Source organism: Martinezella sp. CNPSo 3890, assembly GCF_057784455.1.
Genome location: NZ_JBXSOR010000023.1, coordinates 1 through 16,850, shown reverse-complemented (window position 1 = coordinate 16,850; position 16,850 = coordinate 1). Strand labels below are relative to the sequence as shown.

The window sequence follows — 16,850 nt, the reverse complement described above, 5'->3', positions numbered from 1 at the left end:
GCCTTTCTGTTGTGCCCCAACGTCAGCTTTCGACCGGCGCACGTCTGGCGGTCGGCGCCTCGACCATGGCGAGATAGGCGCCGGTCAGCATGACGATGATGCCAATGACGTCGGAAACGGTAACCTGTTCAGAAAAGAACAGCGCGCCGAGCACAACGGCAATCACGGGAGATACGAAGGCATAGCTGCCCGCACGGGAGGCGCCGATATCCCGCAACAGCCGCATGTACGTCGTATACCCGACCAGCGAACCAAAGATCACAAGGAAGAACCAAGCCGTCCAGGCGCTCGTGCCCCAGTTTCCTGAAACAGCGGCCACAGCACCCGGCTCGAATATCAGTGCAGCGACCATCAGCGCGATGCCACCGACCAGCGTCGTGATACCGGCAACGAAAACCGCTGGATAGGATCGCAGCAACGGTCGCGCCAGCACCGAGCCGTAGCCATAGGTAAACGCCGCCGACGAGACCGCCAGCCCGCCCCATAGGCTCGCACCATCGAATGCTTCCGATTTCGATCCGCTTCCGCCTGCCGCCGACGGCCAGAACAGAACCACCAATCCTGATACGCCGAGCGCGATTGCCAGGATCCGCCTGACGTCGAGCCTTTCCTCCCGTAACAACAAGGCGAAACACAAAAGAGCGATGGGTGTCAGCGACATCTCCAGAACCGCGGCCGTGCCCGTGTCGATATACTGCATGCCCCAGAACAGGGGTCCGTAGCACAGAGTGATCATCAATATGCTGACGGCGATGAAGCGTATGCCATCTTCGATCTTCAAGCCTGCAGCCTCGCCCTTAATCCAGCCGTAAACAAGCAGCAACAACCCCGCCGCGGTGAAGCGCGTTGCCGCAAAAAGCAACGGTGGAACGGCTTCGATGCCGGCCTTGCTCGCGATCCACGTGCTGCCCCAGATGACGCATAGCATCAAAAAGCGGAGCTGATTCCTGTTCAAACGATAGGCCATGGGGTTTCCAATTCATGTAACGGATAAATATGCCATAGACCGTTACAACTAGCTCTTGCCCAAATCGTTCCGCGATCCGATATTCCCTATGATGACGAGACAGAAAAACATTGGCGAGATCAGCCTGCTCGGCGGCCACCCCGCACTCGACTTCGTCAACACGGTCGATAGCCGTGGCGAGCGATGGGGTCCGGAGTTCTTGAACAGCTATAGCGACCTGGTTTCCTGGGCTGGGCGCCTCGAGGTCATTGATGACGAAGAGCAATGCACCCTGCTTTCGCTGGCGACAAAGTCGCCTTCTGAAGCGGAGACGGAGTTATTCCGTGCCAGGGAGCTGCGAGAGACCCTCCATCGAATTTTTTTGACCGAAGTTGGCGACGAGCCGGTTCGCATGAAAGACCTTGAGCTGCTCGACCAGGTCGCAAGGCGCGCGCAGGCGCAGCGCAGATTGGTCAACGTCGGTGAGGCGATCGAATGGCGGCAATCGCCCGCGGACCATCTGGACGCAATTTCAACTCGCGTTGGCTGGCTGGCCGCGGATTTGCTGACATCGCGACGGAATCGCCGCCCGATCCGGGCATGCGAAGGTCCGAACTGCGGTTGGCTTTTCCTCGACCACTCACGTAATGGTCATCGGCGCTGGTGCTCTGACCGGACGTGTGGATCACATGCCAGGGTGCGGAAGTTCCGGGCCGTGCGAGCCGAGTAAATGACGCGGCCACAGACAGCAAGGTTCACGCGCAAAAGGAGATAGAGCCATGTCGGTAGCTGCAACCACCTTTTCACCATCGTTTTTTCACGGTACCCGCGCCGATCTGCGGCCCGGGGACATGATCGCCTCCGGATACCCGTCCAATTTCGCCGCCGACACGCAGTTATCATGGGTATACTTCACAGGCACGATGGATGCGGCGATTTGGGGTGCTGAATTGGCTGCGGGTGAAAAACCAGGACGCATCTATGTCGTCGAGCCGACCGGCGCCTGGTTCGATGATCCGAACGTGACCGACAAGAAATTTCCGGGAAACCCAACTCTCTCCTATCGATCGAGGGACCCGTTGCGGGTGATCGGAGAGGTCGTGAACTGGCAAGGTCATACGGCGGAACAGATCCGTCAGATGAAAGACGGGTTGGCGCGCTTAACGGCCGAAGGTGCTAACGTCATTATCGATTGACCGCTGTGGGATCGACGGTATTTCAGCGGCCGGTCGATCCCTTCCATTTCCATGCTTGCGGGGATGTCCGGCCTCGACATGATCATTGGAGCCGCGAACAGCACAGGTCTCAGGAGCGCCGAAAAAGAAGAACCAGAAGCAAGGCCCAGGGAAATATCCGCCCTCGATCATCTCGTCATCAACGTCACCAACGTAGAAGCGTCCGCCGCATGGTATGTGGAGGTCCTGGGGATGAAAAGGCTGGAGTACGGAACTGATCGAGATCGTCCTCGAACAGCTCTCTTGTTCGGCTCCGTGCTGATTGACACCTTGAACCCCGTTCCGAGTTCTTTGACTTCCATCTGGAATAAATCGACGACGCCGGGGACAACTTTGCCGTCAGCAAGCTCTTTCAGATAAGCATGTCCGGGCGGTTGGCGCTTTCCGAATCTTGCCCCGAACTCCGGCTTTTGCCGCGGCTTCGATCGCTGCTACCCCGGGACACCCCTTTGCCTACGCGCAATGCGCTATCAGACTATCACGCAAGGAACCTTCGCCTCTTCTGCAGGTTCCTCTTATGCAATCATAAAAAATGCGGTGGTACTGGGCATGGTCAAAATGGCAGGGCTCGAGACCGACCTGCTATCGTTATGCAGCACGTGCACAAGTTTGGGAATCGAACGCGCAGCGGGAACAATGATGGAACGGCTGAAGCGTCTTACGCAGGGAAAGTTGTCGCAAAGCGAACTCACAATGCTAAAAGGAATATACGAAATTGTAACGACACAAAGCTGGTTTGATGACACCGAATATAGCCGGGAAGGTTTCGCCGTCGGTTTGGTCGGATTATTTCGATACGGAATCGTCAAGCCCAACCAATTACAGAAAATTGCAATGTTATGGGCATACACCGAATTCTCCAAGGATATGCCCAACGCCCAACGGCTCAAGTTGAAATCGCTCCATAGCGGATGTAGCGTCCCGGAGTAGCGCTCCGCGATCGAGCTTGGGACGCCAAACTAACTTTGCGCAAGACGCGACGCTATTACTTCCCAGTTGGCAGGCTTGGTGAAAATCGGCGTCGAACGGAAAAATGCTGGTACGGACCGATCATCGTAACCCGTAACAAACGCAAACGGTATGTGCTTCATTTTCAGAAAAGCCGCCACGGGGAAAATTGTCTGTCCACGCAGATTGATGTCAAGAAGCGCCGCATCGAGACTGGCCCCGGCGCCTTCGATGGCCTCGAATGCATCCTTAACGGTGCTAACCGGGCCGACAATTTCCGCCCCCATTCGAGCCAGGGTATCGGCGGCGTCCACCGCAATGATTTCCTCGTCTTCAACGATAAGGAAACGGCACCCGCCGACAGCCTTGTTCGAGAAGCGCTCCTTAGCCGCGGTCAGGCAAACTGCTTCCAGTTTGTCGGGAATGACCACACCTTTGCGGTACATCCGCACGACATATCGAGCGAATTCGTCGCGCTTCTCGGCGTGCGCGGTGAACCACGGTTCGGAGCTCACCCGCTCAAATACGTCCCGGACGATCTTGAGATCTTGCGAGCCTAAAATGTCACGTGACAAATCACGAAATACCACTCGCGCGTTTCCTTATATCTGAGGCATTCACGCCCAAGTACAGTTTCATGTCTCACTTCATGAATCAACGCTAAAATAAGAGTCATCTGAACTTTGTGTCGTCATACGACATTTTATCGTGCCCAATATAGCAAACCAATCTTGGCTGGCACATCTTGGCCTTGCATCGCGCCGGCGCGCACATGTCCTTAGTCTGGAAATCATCATCCAATTCTGCTCCCTCTCGTTGTCCATTCGACGCGTGGCGAAAAAAGATCGGTGGAATCAGGCAAATAGGGCCGGGCTTACGAAGCGTACAAGACGACGCCGTTTTCAATGTTCGCAGACGCGCTCAAGCTTGAAAACAGATGCGCTCGTCGCCCATGAAGTGTCACAAAGACAAAGCCCGCGCGAGGCGGGCTGAGCATTGCTTTGGCTACGTACGAGCGTCGGGCTTATTCGTCCGCTTTGGTCTTGCCTGCCTTTGGACCGACCTTCGCCCGTGGGACCTTGGCGGGAGCGGACTTGACCGTCTTGGACTGCGCCTTTGCGGCGTTCAAAACCGCGGCGCGGCGGGCGCGATTTTCCTCAAGCGCTTTCTGGAAATCGAGATCATGCTCAGCATGCTGGGCGAGATCATCGAGAAACTCGGCGACTTGTCCTATGGTTTCGACGACAACGTAGCTCAACCCGTTGCCGGTGCTGATCGCGTCGCGGCCAACGCTCACGCCAAAACCGCCTGGAACCCGCTGGAACCACGTGGACCGCCATTTCCTGAAGCCGGCAGGATCACGCTCATACTCTTCCAGATAGTTCTTCTGCTCGGCGACCCGGAGACGAAAGGCCTCGACGACGTTCCGTACACCTGCCTTGGGTTTGTCCGCCTTCCTGGCGGACCATTTCTCAATAAAATTCGTCACAACCATATGCTCCATGGTTTTGAGATGCAGTGTTGAAAGACCCTGCATCTCCCAACGGGGACCAGCCTAGTCCATCATCCATGGCAGTGACAGATCAATCATTCGCACCCGCATCCTTGATTTTTGCGGATTGACTCGTCCGCAAAGTGATCACGACAGCATTCTTCTCCGAAATTCGACTTTCCCGGTTGCTGGCGGAGGCTTTTGCTATATCTCCTCCGTGAGGGTGAATGCGCCCGTCGCCACGAAGGAGGAGCTGCATGCCAGGAAAAGGATGGGTGATCGGCTTCGCGGATCAGTCGAAGCGGCAGTGTCGTGAGCAGCTCCGGCAAAACATCGCCAGAGCAGTCGATGAGCTCCTCGAAGACGGGTGGGAGCCCGAGTGCATAGCAGAATCCCTGCTGGAACTCGCGGATGATTATATGGACACCGTCATCGGCGGCGCGGTCCACACCGCAACACGGCGAACCCATTAGGGTCGTCGTGACGTCGATTAGCAGTGGGTATGCACGATCCGGCAGCGCTGGGCGCTTCTCTTGAGGCATTTGACGCTTTAGATTTGTGCGACCGTTTTCGTTAAGATTTGTGCGACCGTTTTCGTTAGATGGCCCATGACGTCTCAGCTGGACATGTTTTCGGAGAATGCGCAGGCCGTTCGCAAAGCGTCGGCACCCAGCCTGCGCGTTCGGCAGATCGGATCATCGCCCGATGAAGCCGAGATGGTGCGGATGCTGGAAGCAACCGGACGCTATCAGATCCTGAAAAAACTCGAGCCACGCGCGATCGCCCCTGCCCTAAGGCCGGGCTATCCGCTGAGGGGCGTTATCCTCGACACCGAGACAACCGGTCTCGACGCGAGGAAGGACGAGATCATTGAAATCGGCCTAATCGGCTTCACCTTCAATGCGGACGGCAAGATCGGAGATGTCACCGGCATTTACGGCGGACTGCAGCAACCGAGCATCCCGATCCCGGCCGACGTGATCCGGCTGACCGGCATCACGGACGCCATGGTTCATGGCCAGATGATCGACATGCCCGCCGTGCGTGCGCTCATCGAGCCCGCCGATCTCGTCATTGCCCATAATGCCGGCTTCGATCGACCGTTCTGCGAAGCCTTCTCCCCGATCTTTGTCCGTAAGGCCTGGGCTTGTTCCAATACCGAGATCGATTGGAATGCCAGGGGCTATGAGGGAACGAAGCTTGGATACCTCATCAACCAGAGTGGGTATTTTCATGTCGGGCACCGGGCCGTCGATGACTGCTTTGCGCTGCTGGAAGTCCTGGCACTTCCTCAGGGCGATAACGGTCAAACACCATTTGCCGAGCTTTATCAGGCAAGCCAGCGTTCCCGCGTGCGCATCTTCGCGGAAAACTCGCCCTTCGATCTGAAGGACCGGCTGAAGGAGCGGGGCTATCGCTGGTCGGACGGCAGTGACGGCCGGCCGAAATCCTGGTGGATCGAGATCGCCGAGGAGGCGATGGAAGACGAGCTTAGCTTCCTGCGAATCGAGATCTACCGCTGGGAGGATGCTGACCCCCCGGTTCAGCGTCTGACGGCATTCGACCGGTTCAGGGGGCGCAGATAGATTCGGCCCCTCGCTACTACATCGGGTATTCCCGACCTTGCCGGGCCCGACTTTCAAATTACAACTGAAAACAGCGAGCGCCGGCAGAACGCTTCCATCTCACGCTCAAACCGATCAAAGGCGTCATAGACCCAAGCTTCATAAAGCTCAGACGCGCCACTGCTACCGCGCAAGGCACGCGATCGGAGCATCCTGAAACGCCGAAAGTCCGTAAATCGCATCGCCTACCACCAAAACGGAGCTTACGAGTCCATAACATCATCAATTCGGTGGCTGTCCATCTATTAGAAACTCGAAAACTAAAGGTCCCAGCATGTGTTGCAAATTTGACAGCCTTCAATCCAGCACGCGTTGGTCCTTGGCCATCATGGCGTTGCAATTGATCCGCCATTTCGCCGGCTGCGCATTGGATGCATCGCACAAGGCGTCCTGCCTGCACTGTGATCCTCGAAGCCTTTCGTTTGGTGATTGAAGAAGACCAGATCCCCAGAACAACTTGAGGTCAGACGAACAGAGCTTTGGTTTCCGATTGATTTCCGACGCATATGTGGAAGGCGGCGAAGGCCGCAGCAGCAATTCGCGCGTCGCTGAAAGCTAAGCGGCCGCGGTCAATTCGCCATCTTCAAGAGCAGGTCAACCATCTTTCGAGGCTCGTAGGGTTTCGCGAAAAAGACACTACCTTCAGGCATCTCTCTCGCCGCCAGGGGCTGTTTGCCCGAGACCAACACTGTGGAAATCGATGGCCAGCGACGGCTCACCGTCCAAGCGAGTTCGAGGCCGTTCATGCTTCCAGGCATGTCGATGTCGGTCAGAAGGATCCGAGTATCGGGCGTGCGCTCTAGCAGAGTAATAGCCTCCTCAGCGTTGGTAGCTTCCAACGCTTCGAGGCCAGCTTCCTCAACCAGATCCACCGCCAGCATCCTGAGCAGCGGCTCGTCCTCGACAATCAGAACAAGTTGACGCATTGGGCCCCGCGTTTTTTCGATCGCGTCTAACCTCGGAATGGCGATCAGGTTCCCCTTGCGGGAATCATCGTGAACTCCGGTTCGTCGCGCTGGACCTTCGAACGATTGAATGCCCTCGCCTTTGGTATCAAATAACATCGATGGGCGACGTTTGGTAACGAGTTTATGAGCGACAGCCGATGTGGCGCCGCGATGTCCACTATATTCGCGAAATCTTGCGGAGACACCCCCCCGACTGGATCACATTGTATCCTCCATCGTCTCGCAACGAACACGCAAGGTCGACGGGCGGCGATGGGAACAGGCCAATGGTAAGCTCGATCCGTGTTCGCACCAGTAGACCCTCGAGCCTTCATCTATCCGGTCTTTCAGATGCGTCGCGAACGAGACATCCAGCCGTCAGCCCTCGGCGGGAGGCCACCGACCATCGACTGAGGCCATCTTCCGTCGGATCTCTTCAAGAATTAAAGATCTTTGTCTATCGTCTGAGCGATGACCGGAACCTAACGGCATTCAAAGATGTGAACGGTGCCCTATGTTAGTAGGGAGATACTTCAAAAACCGGCGATTCTCGCTTGGGAAACAGCTGGTGTTTTGACGTGTCCGCCGGCGAAGAGATGCTATCAAAAAGGCAAACGTGCATGATTTCTTGCGTTTGCCTCTGTTTTGGCGGTGATGAGAGTGGTTCAGGAGTGTTGCATGGCAAGTTCCGCGGAAGACCCCCCATTGGATGACGGACCGTCCGCGCCACCCCACGCGTGGCGGGCGAGCGTGCGGCTTCCATCAAATCCCTTTCCGCCAGCCAAGCTGATACACCAAGTGACAGCGGACGGACCCGATCCGCGCGACTGGCTGGCCGCTATCATCGATGGCTCGGATGATGCGATCATCAGCAAGAATCTAAGGGGCATTATCCAGAGCTGGAACCCAGCCGCGACCCGGCTCTTCGGCTATGAGGCCGAGGAAGTGATCGGCAAATCCATCACCATCCTCATCCCCGAGGATCGGCTCGATGAGGAGCCAGCGATCCTCGCCGAGATCCAGCGTGGCATGCGCGTCGAGCACTTCGAGACAGTGCGACGGCGCAAGGATGGATCGTTCATCGACATCTCGCTCACGATTTCACCCATCCGCAACGCGCAAGGCATGATCGTGGGCGCATCGAAGATCGCGAGGGATATTACGGAAAGGCGCCGGACGCAGGCGGAGCAAGAGCTTTTGATGGGAGAGATGCGTCACCGCGTGAAGAATCTCTTTGCGCTCGCGACGGCGATCGTCTCCATCAGCGGACGCTCCACCACGACCCAGGAGGACTTGCTGGCGACGATCCAGGCCAGGCTCTCCTCGCTCGCGCGTGCGCACCAGCTCACCATGGCCGATTGGAAAGGTGAGATCGACGACATCCAGGCGATCTCCTTGCACACACTGTTCGGGACCATCCTCGAGCCTTACGGGGCAAGGGAAAGGATCACCATATCGGGGAGCGATCCCTCGATCACGGGCAAGGCGATGACGCACATCGCTCTGCTGCTGCATGAGCTTGCCACCAACGCCGCGAAATATGGATCTCTCTCGGTAGCGGACGGATATCTCGCTGTAAACGTGCTAGAGAAAGAGGGTCGGATTCAGCTGCTTTGGCGGGAAACGGGAGGTCCGGAACCAGCAATTTCCGGAACCTCGGGCTTTGGCAGTCGGCTGGAAACAGCTCTGGCGAGCTCGCTGGGCGCCACCATCGAGCGCGACTGGAGGCCGACCGGCCTGGTTGTCTCCATCAGTATTCCAAGGGCGGCATTTTCAGGCTGAGGAGTTCCTTCGACGTTGGGCGCCGATAGGTGTCACGATCCTAGTCGGAACGAATAGGAAGCGGAGAATTTCTGAGGGGAGCGATTGATACCGCACGTCGATCCGCGGATTTGGGCAGCCTTGATCTCGTACTCATTGGCATGCGGTTAAGGGTCTCCCACGCCTCGAACCGGCCACCGCGTATTGATGGGCACCACCCATGGAATATTCGTGATGGGGCAGCAACTCGCCCACGTTCGTATAATGGCACCAAGTGACTCCCATCGATCCTTCTCGACTTCAGGCCTGCGGCCGGTAAATTCAATACAGGCCGGGCTGAAGTAGGCTATGACGCCTGCGACGTCGGTCACATAAATCGCGACCGGAATGCGGTCTAGCGCCTCGCGAAGCGCCACAATGCCCGCGCCGATCGTGTGGAAAGCCCGTTCGAGAACGGTATCGATGGCAAGCGATAGCATATCCCAGCTCCCACCTTCGGCATTGGCGATAAGATCGGCCTCTGTGACAGGAGCATCACTCGAACTCCTCATCCAGCGCATCACGCACCTTCGCCGCCAGTTCCGCTGAACCGAATGGTTTTGTAATCAGCCTTACGCCCTTGTCGAGGCGGCCGTGATGAATGATCGCGTTACGCGCGTAGCCGGTTGTAAAGAGGATTTTTAGACCCGGTTTAATCTCTTGCGCCTGGACTGCGACCTGCGCTCCGGTCAGGCCCCCTGGAAGGACCACATCGGTGAAGAGCAGATCGACTCTCGCCTGTCGCTCAAGGAGGCGTAGAGCGGAAGGCCCGTCATGCGCTTCGATCACCCGATACCCGAGCTCACGAAGAATCTCGACCGAATAGGCTCGCACATCATCGTCGTCCTCGACGACGAGGAGGGTCTCGTCATTTTGCCCTTCAGGGACCGGCAGATCAGTCTGGGGCTCGTCCGACGTATTGGCCGATGTGAATCGCGGTAGATAGATCTTTACCGTCGTGCCGTGGCCGAGCTCCGAATAGATCTTCACGTGCCCGCCGGACTGTTTGACGAAGCCATAGACTTGGCTCAGTCCAAGACCAGTCCCCCGACCGACCGGCTTGGTCGTAAAGAATGGCTCGAAGGCCTTTGCGATCGTGACTTCGTCCATGCCCGTGCCGGTATCCGACACCGCTATACAAACATACTGCCCTGCTGAAACCTCGGCGTAGGAGGCGGCGTAGGCCTCATCAATGTGGGCGTTCGAGGTTTCGATGGTCAAACGGCCACCATCCGGCATGGCGTCGCGCGCATTCACCGCGAGGTTGAGAATTGCGGCCTCAAGCTCGTTATTGTCCGCCTCCACCTGCCATAACCCAGCGGCCAGAACAGTTTCCACGGCCATGGTTTCCCCAAGCGTTCGATGGATCATCTCCGAAAGGCTCGTCACAAGGGCGTTGGCATTCAGTGGTTTTGGATCGAGTGGCTGGCGTCGAGAAAAGGCCAAGAGCCGCTGGGTAAGGGCAGCGGCGCGACGAGCGCCGATCATTGCGTGGCCCGCAGCTCGCTTAAGCCGCCCGGAATCCTCCGGCAAGTTCCGCTGCAAGATGTCAAGATTGCCGATAATGACCTGCAACAGATTGTTGAAATCATGAGCGATGCCGCCCGTCAGCTGCCCAACGGCCTCCATCTTCTGCGATTGGCGTAGCGCGCTCTCATTTTCTCTAAGCTGCGCTGTTCGTTCCGCGATTTGTTGCTCGAGGCTTGCATTCAGATCGCGAAGGGCTCCTTCCGCGCGCTTCCGCTCCTCAATCTCACGTTGGGTGGCCTGTGAAAGGTTAGCGTTGTCGATCGCTACCGCGGCCTCCGCCGCCAATCCTTCCAGGCCCCGCTCGGAGCGTTCGTTGAAGACAGCTGGCGTGGCATGGCCAAAGAACAGGCCCCCGAGCACTTCCCCGGTGCGCGAAATCACCGGCACGGCCAGATAACTACGCACGGGCAAATGGCCCTCGGGCATCCCGCGTCGAGGCGCGTTTCGGCCATATCGCGGATCCTTCGTGATGTCGTCCGAGCGTACGATGCCTTCCCCGTTGAACGTCGGCGCGAACACTTGCGTGTTGCGCGGCATCGGGAATCTCGAAAAGGCTTCGATGGGCGCTCCGGAAAGCGTATAGAGCATATAGCTCTCACCACGTTCGTTCAGCACATTGTAGAAGAACGCGCCGAATTCAGCGCCGGAGATGGCAACACCGGCATCGGTGACGATCTGCACCACCTTATGGAGGTCCGTCTCAGCCGCCAGGGCAGATCCCGCGCGGTTCAGCAATTCGAGCGCGCGACGCTCTTCGGCCGCGACCTCTTCAGCCTTGCGCTGGGAGGTCCGATCCCGCAAGATCTTCACGTATCCGCTCTGCACCCCATCGGTGGCCCTGATAGGGGTCATCGCGCCAGACGCCCAAATGCGGCTCCCATCCTTGCATATACGCCATCCTTCTTGGCCGCCGCCACGGCCGTATGCCAGCGCGTCGCGCATCTCATTTGCCAATATGTCTCGCTGGCGGTCCTGGTCAGTAAACAAACGCTCCAGCGTCTGGCCCAGCATTTCAGCTTCCGTCCAGCCCAGGATGCGGTGCGCGCCTTCGTTCCAGCTCGTCACCTTGCCTTGGAGGTCGGTCGTAATGATCGCCGTATCGACCGCGCTATGGACGATTTGTCGCCATTCAGGCGCAGAAATCGCTTCAGGACCGCTGGGCGCTCCGGAATTGTTCATCGAGCTCCTCCCACCCGATGGCAACGGGTTTCAGTCTCCCCACAAAATCGTTCGCGCGTTAACGTCGAGAGCCCACTTTAGTTCCTTCCGTCCAGTTCCTTGGTGGTAGATCGGCGGCGCCATATCGTTCGCGCACCAGCGCTCCTTCTCCATCCGATATTATCAAAATTGCGATAGCCGGAGGGGCAAACAATGAAGCGGGTGTGCGATTTCCAGTCGCCGTGCTCCAGACCTGCGTCCGGGTTTGGCCCTTCGGGTATGGCGTTCAGGGACGGAACATACCCAATAAAGACTGTATAGGCGAGTTCCAGGTCGTTCGGGTGTAGTTCTCCAACAAAGGGAAGAGCCGCCTCGCCTCTATGTGCTGCGCAACATACAAGAAGCCGAGCCGCGCAATCCAGCTTCCGTGCTTAGCACGAACAGCCTTTCTTCGTGAGCTACCGGACGTCAAGCTTGCGTAAATTCACCGATGATGGCCTGCAGTGCCTGCCAAGCGGTAGCGGCCGACCACGGCGTCACGTTCGTTACCCCCAGCAGCAGCCCAGGCCGGGAGCGGCTCGCATCCGCATACCAGCTCGACAGGGGTGATGGCCCCAGCCCAAGGTCGCGGGCGCGGCGAGCGATGGCGGCATCATCCGCACCATCCGGAAGACCAAGAATAAGCGCCAATCCGCCCCTCTTCCGGTCCATCAGCGCGGTGCCCGCGATGCCGCTCAAAACTTCGCTCCGTTCCGAATAGAGTCGCCGCATCTTGCGCAAATGCCGAAGGAAATGGCCTTCGGAGAGGAAGGAGGCAACGGCAATCTGGGCCATCGTCGCGGGAGCAGGAGAAAGAAACATCGCCCGGCGGAAAAGCTCGTCCAGCAGGCGGGGAGGCGCCACGAAGAAAGCGAGTCGCAGCGCCGGGCTGATCGTCTTGCTGAACGTCCCCACATGGATGACACGCTCTTCGGCGTCCAGCGAGGCGAGTGCCGGTGCAGCGCGTCCCTTCAGCTGCAATTCACCCAAATAGTCGTCTTCGATGATGAAAGCGTCTGCCGATGCCGCCCAGTCCAGAAGAGCCCGCCGACGGGTGAGCGACATTGTCATTCCCAGTGGGGCTTGCTGTCCCGGCGTTACGACCGCGAGCGATGCGTCGGGGGCGATCGCCATGCCGAACGCCACGTCGAGCCCGTCGCAGTCAACCGGGACGGGCAAAACCTCTATGCCTTTCAGCGCAAGTCCGGCCTTTGCCAAAGGGTAACCCGGATCTTCGACCCACGCCTTGCATGGCCGTGCTGCGAGCGTATCGGCAATCAGGCCGAGCGCGGCGGTGAAACCTGTGGTGATGAAGACCTGCTCCTCATGACAGACGACAGAACGGGCCACGGCAAGATAAGCTGCGATCTCGCGACGCAGGGCCAGCTCGCCGCGTGGGTCCGGGTAACTGAGCGGCAGGAGCGCTGCCTTTCGGCCGGCCCGTACCAACAGTCGAGACCAGGTCGTCGCAGGGAACGCATCCTGTGCAGGCACGCCGAGCTGAAACAGGCGCGGCGGCATACCGGGTGTGATCATTCCGAGCGCGTGGAAGGGATCGCGGAGCGACATGCGACGCTCGCCCGCGGTGCGCGGGGGCAGGTGCGCGCTGACCCGCGTTCCCGCGGGACCGTGACTGATCAGAAGTTGGCGGTCGATAAGCCTTTCATATGCGGCCTTGACCGTCCCGCGCGCAACGCCGAGCTGGCTTGCCAGATCGCGCCACGATGGCAGCCGCGCGCCTCCCGACAACCGCCCATCCAGAATGGCGGCCTCGATCGACTGCGTCAGCTGGTCAGTGAGCGTTTTTCCAGATTGCCGATCAACCGTTATGGAGAGGGACCGAACATCCGTGGATGGTACAGTTTTTTTGCCCAATCTTGGTCCTTTTTACTGGATGATAGCGGCCATAGTGTAGCTATACAACGAAGAGGCAAGGAGAATATCGTGCTCAAGACGATTTTTCTGGCGGGTGCCACAGGTGCTATCGGCAGGCGGCTCGTGCCGCAATTGTTGGATGCAGGATATGACGTTTTCGGGACAACACGCTCGTCCGACAAAGCGCGCGACCTTGATGCGGCCGGCGTCCATGCAGTGGTGGTCGACGTCTTCGATCGCGATGCGCTAAAGCGGGCGGTGATAGAGGCAAATCCGGATGTGATCATCCACCAGTTGACCGATCTCCCCCCGGCCGTAGACCCGTCACGAGCATCCGAATTCGCCGCCCGCAATGCGCGCATCCGCCGCGAGGGGACCGCCAATCTTATGCGGGCCGCGATGGCTGCGGGCGCCAAGCGCATTATCGCGCAAAGCATCGCCTGGGCCTATGCTGCTGGGAACGAACCCCATGACGAGTCGGCACCCCTGGATCTCGCAGCGCCCGAGCCTCGCAGCGTTAGCGTCTCGGGTGTTGCGGCGCTGGAGGCCGCTGTCCTGGGAGAGCCTGAAAGGGTAACCGGTATCGTTCTGCGCTATGGGCGCCTCTACGGCCCCGCGACCGGAGCGGACCTCCCCGATGCCACGCTCGCCGTCCATGTGGACGCGGCGGCCCGCGCGGCCATGCTTGCAGTCAAGGCGGGAACGCAGGGCATCTACAATATTGCCGAAGCGAGCCCAATGGTTAGCTCTGCGAAGGCTATCCGAGAACTCGGATGGACGCCGGAGTTCCGGATCTGAAGCCCCCGTGAGCTATCATTGAAAACCCTGTCGCCGGTGAGATACTCCATGCTGAAACCAAACGTTCATTCAATCCTCGGCTCGGTCGCGGAGAACAGCGCGATCTCATCATCTATTTCGATGACCTTGGGAACCGTCGCCGTGCTTGCTTTATTCCTGGGCATTACCGCTTACCGGAGCGGCGAGGCCGATCCAGGCCCTGCTCAGCATCATATGTCCGAAACCTCCGATCCGGCGGCCGCCGGACGACCCCAGACCACAGTGAGGCCAATTTCCTGCGAGCCATTGCCGAACGTGCCGGGTAAGTCACTGACCGTCGCGGTCGTCGATTATCCACCCAACGCCTATACGCCACGTCATCGGCATCCTGGCTCGGTCTCGGCCTTCGTGCTGAAGGGGACCTTGCGCTCTCAGCTTGAAGGTGGCCCGGCCGGGACCTATCGCGCGGGCGAAACCTGGTTCGAGCCACCCGGAACTGTGCATCTTTTTGCAGAGAACGTCAGCAAGACCGAGCCCGCTGAGTTGCTGGCGACCTTTGTCGCCGATAGTGACTGCGGGCCGCTGGTAATACCCGATTGACGATCTCCTTTGACGTCGTTTGGATTACATTTGTCCGAGCCTCGCTTCATCAATGAATCAAGGTAATATGCCACCTGGACCCTCACGTGACATCAACGCCGCGTATGCTAGGTTAGAAGAAGCACCGCGTTGGGCTACCATATAGCATTGCCGGCAATCGGCAGCGTCAGCTCTCTTTGGTTGTCGAAGGCGCTCGCACGTGATTGATCTCCGCATGAGCCACGACCGGCGACCTTTGCCAGATCTCAGAAGGAAGCGTGAAGATGGGGATGGTCCTAATTCCAGGATTCATGCTCGACGCCGACCTCTGGCGTGACGTTGAACCCGAGCTGGCGGCATATGGCCCAATCATCCATGCCGACCTATCGCAGGACTCGTCAACCGCTGAAATGGCGAGTCGTGCTATTGCTGTGGCGATGGCGGAAATGGTGCTGGTCGGCTTCTCGATGGGAGGCCACGTGGCCCTTGAAATTGTGCGCCAGGCGTCCGAGCGTGTTATCGCGCTGATTCTGATTGCCACCTCTGAGCAAGGCGACCGCAACTGAAACCGAAAAAAATTCGAGCTCTTGTCGAGAACGGATCGCCTCGTACGTCTATTTCAAGTGAGGCGTGGAAAACCATCATGCGCGCCCGCCGATTTCCGACGACAAGCATGGGATGGCCGAATGGAGGTCGTTTTGCGAGACGGTCGGAATAGATCCAAGGAGCAGGCACATGGACATGAGCGAATTGAGACCCGCAAAGGAACTGGCCGCAAAACGTGTGAGCAAGTTCACGAACGAAACTCCGGAATACGCCGAGGCAAGGACGGCCCTGCTGGCGGAGGAAATCGAAGTCCGGCGACATCTCACGAGGCTTGCGGAGCAGCGCCGGCGCCTGCCTCCAGGTCCCGTCGTTGAGAAGAACTATCGCTTCAAGGATGAGAACGGCGACGAGGTCGGTCTCGCGGACATGTTCGGTCACCACGATACACTAGTGACGTACTTCTGGATGTTCGGCCCACAGCGCGAACGGCCCTGCCCCATGTGCACGAACTTTCTTGGCGGAGCGAACGGCAACGGCGCCGACATCAAGCAACGGGTTGCCTTCAAAATCATCGGTCGCAGCCCGGTGGCACGACAACGCGCCTTTGCCATCGAACGCGGCTGGCGCGACCTGGACTTCGTCCAGATCGTCGGCGACGACTACGCCCGTGACCTAGGCCTGCTGAATGACAACGGATCTGAAAATCCAGGATTCACCGTCTACCAGAAGGATGGGAAAGATATCCGCGTCTTCTACAATGGCGAGATGCCGACCGAAGCGGCGGATCCTGGCCAGGATCCAAGGGGCGCAGTCGATATCGCACCACTCTGGAACATTCTGGACATGACGCCAGCCGGCCGCGGCACAGACTGGTACCCGAAGCTCAATTACTGAGCACGATCATTGTAGTCGTTGGTCTCATGCTACGAGTCAGAAGTCAGATGGAACGACAGCGGCACCACCTCCTCCTTTGAACCGCGGTAAGATGGATGTCGATCCAGCATGCGGGGCGCCGTGAGGCCGGATGTGGAGATCCGACCCGATCTCGTGTACCCGAGCTGTGGACCGACCGCCTGGATTAGCGCGGCGTTGATGCGCAGGCAGGTGATCATCGTTACCTTACGACGCTTGAGGGCATCTGCCAGAGGAGCTACGGAACCACGCGCCAGGTGTCGTGCTCGAGCATCGCTCTGGAGCGTTCGCCGTTGCCCGCGTCGGACGACTTAGAGCGCGCGCGAGAAATCTGGACATGGTGCATGGCCCCTATCGCACAGCGTTGGTACGCCAGTCATCGCGGTGGAGTCTGAAGCCATGCGTTGAGTCGACAGACAACGATCGCGAAAAACATTGTCT

General features: G+C 58.5%; 18 protein-coding genes. 11 read left to right on the top strand and 7 right to left on the bottom strand.

Annotated features, from left to right (window positions below; translation table 11 throughout):
* Positions 1–22: 22 nt before the first annotated feature.
* A complete protein-coding gene (locus tag AC13RC_RS31145) occupies positions 23–967 on the bottom strand; it encodes a DMT family transporter (protein ID WP_488559530.1) in 945 nt (314 codons plus the stop codon).
* Positions 968–1,055: 88 nt separating this feature from the next.
* Between AC13RC_RS31145 and AC13RC_RS31140 the strand changes: the two genes are divergently transcribed.
* The 4 genes from AC13RC_RS31140 to AC13RC_RS31125 all read left to right on the top strand — a co-directional run bounded on the left by AC13RC_RS31140 (position 1,056) and on the right by AC13RC_RS31125 (position 3,111).
* The gene (locus tag AC13RC_RS31140) at positions 1,056–1,676 is read left to right on the top strand and encodes a CGNR zinc finger domain-containing protein (RefSeq protein WP_488559529.1); all 621 of its coding nucleotides are present in this window, start codon (positions 1,056–1,058) and stop codon (positions 1,674–1,676) included.
* 49 nt (positions 1,677–1,725) lie between these two features.
* Positions 1,726–2,142, top strand: a complete 417-nt coding sequence (gene arr, locus AC13RC_RS31135; RefSeq protein ID WP_488559528.1) for an NAD(+)--rifampin ADP-ribosyltransferase — start codon at positions 1,726–1,728, stop codon at positions 2,140–2,142.
* 51 nt (positions 2,143–2,193) lie between these two features.
* On the top strand, positions 2,194–2,541 hold the full coding sequence (locus AC13RC_RS31130) for a VOC family protein (protein ID WP_352231215.1): 348 nt from the start codon (positions 2,194–2,196) through the stop codon (positions 2,539–2,541).
* 102 nt (positions 2,542–2,643) lie between these two features.
* Positions 2,644–3,111, top strand: coding sequence for a hypothetical protein (locus AC13RC_RS31125; protein ID WP_145324676.1), 468 nt, complete (start codon positions 2,644–2,646; stop codon positions 3,109–3,111).
* Between the two features lie 29 nt (positions 3,112–3,140).
* Here AC13RC_RS31125 and AC13RC_RS31120 read toward each other — a convergent pair whose 3' ends face one another.
* Entirely contained in the window at positions 3,141–3,719 is a 579-nt protein-coding gene (locus AC13RC_RS31120; RefSeq protein WP_145324678.1) for a response regulator, read from the bottom strand.
* Between the two features lie 434 nt (positions 3,720–4,153).
* Positions 4,154–4,618, bottom strand: a complete 465-nt coding sequence (locus AC13RC_RS31115; protein WP_488559527.1) for a hypothetical protein — start codon at positions 4,616–4,618, stop codon at positions 4,154–4,156.
* Between the two features lie 260 nt (positions 4,619–4,878).
* On the opposite strand from AC13RC_RS31115, the gene AC13RC_RS31110 reads away from it, so the two are divergent.
* On the top strand, positions 4,879–5,094 hold the full coding sequence (locus AC13RC_RS31110) for a hypothetical protein (protein WP_113353600.1): 216 nt from the start codon (positions 4,879–4,881) through the stop codon (positions 5,092–5,094).
* 135 nt (positions 5,095–5,229) lie between these two features.
* The gene (locus tag AC13RC_RS31105; protein ID WP_488559526.1) at positions 5,230–6,207 is read left to right on the top strand and encodes a 3'-5' exonuclease; all 978 of its coding nucleotides are present in this window, start codon (positions 5,230–5,232) and stop codon (positions 6,205–6,207) included.
* A gap of 608 nt (positions 6,208–6,815) precedes the next feature.
* Here the strand turns inward: AC13RC_RS31105 and AC13RC_RS31100 are convergent.
* Positions 6,816–7,310: a response regulator gene (locus tag AC13RC_RS31100; protein WP_488559525.1), complete on the bottom strand. Its 495-nt coding sequence runs from the start codon at positions 7,308–7,310 to the stop codon at positions 6,816–6,818.
* A 681-nt stretch (positions 7,311–7,991) separates the two neighbouring features.
* On the opposite strand from AC13RC_RS31100, the gene AC13RC_RS31095 reads away from it, so the two are divergent.
* Positions 7,992–8,975, top strand: coding sequence for a PAS domain S-box protein (locus AC13RC_RS31095; RefSeq protein WP_488559524.1), 984 nt, complete (start codon positions 7,992–7,994; stop codon positions 8,973–8,975).
* Positions 8,976–9,121: 146 nt separating this feature from the next.
* Here the strand turns inward: AC13RC_RS31095 and AC13RC_RS31090 are convergent, their stop codons facing one another.
* From AC13RC_RS31090 to pdxR, 3 genes are all read right to left on the bottom strand, one after another.
* Positions 9,122–9,433, bottom strand: a complete 312-nt coding sequence (locus AC13RC_RS31090) for a PAS domain-containing protein (RefSeq protein ID WP_162759652.1) — start codon at positions 9,431–9,433, stop codon at positions 9,122–9,124.
* 55 nt (positions 9,434–9,488) lie between these two features.
* The gene (locus tag AC13RC_RS31085) at positions 9,489–11,702 is read right to left on the bottom strand and encodes a PAS domain S-box protein (RefSeq protein ID WP_488559523.1); all 2,214 of its coding nucleotides are present in this window, start codon (positions 11,700–11,702) and stop codon (positions 9,489–9,491) included.
* Between the two features lie 447 nt (positions 11,703–12,149).
* The gene (pdxR, locus tag AC13RC_RS31080; RefSeq protein WP_488559522.1) at positions 12,150–13,595 is read right to left on the bottom strand and encodes a MocR-like pyridoxine biosynthesis transcription factor PdxR; all 1,446 of its coding nucleotides are present in this window, start codon (positions 13,593–13,595) and stop codon (positions 12,150–12,152) included.
* Between the two features lie 69 nt (positions 13,596–13,664).
* Here pdxR and AC13RC_RS31075 point away from each other — a divergent pair, with 69 nt between their 5' ends.
* The 4 genes from AC13RC_RS31075 to AC13RC_RS31060 all read left to right on the top strand — a co-directional run bounded on the left by AC13RC_RS31075 (position 13,665) and on the right by AC13RC_RS31060 (position 16,391).
* Positions 13,665–14,393, top strand: coding sequence for an NAD-dependent epimerase/dehydratase family protein (locus AC13RC_RS31075; RefSeq protein WP_488559521.1), 729 nt, complete (start codon positions 13,665–13,667; stop codon positions 14,391–14,393).
* A gap of 18 nt (positions 14,394–14,411) precedes the next feature.
* On the top strand, positions 14,412–14,972 hold the full coding sequence (locus AC13RC_RS31070; protein WP_488559520.1) for a cupin domain-containing protein: 561 nt from the start codon (positions 14,412–14,414) through the stop codon (positions 14,970–14,972).
* Between the two features lie 263 nt (positions 14,973–15,235).
* The gene (locus AC13RC_RS31065) at positions 15,236–15,517 is read left to right on the top strand and encodes an alpha/beta fold hydrolase (protein WP_113353591.1); all 282 of its coding nucleotides are present in this window, start codon (positions 15,236–15,238) and stop codon (positions 15,515–15,517) included.
* A gap of 169 nt (positions 15,518–15,686) precedes the next feature.
* A complete protein-coding gene (locus AC13RC_RS31060; RefSeq protein ID WP_113420999.1) occupies positions 15,687–16,391 on the top strand; it encodes a DUF899 family protein in 705 nt (234 codons plus the stop codon).
* Positions 16,392–16,850 lie beyond the last annotated feature (459 nt).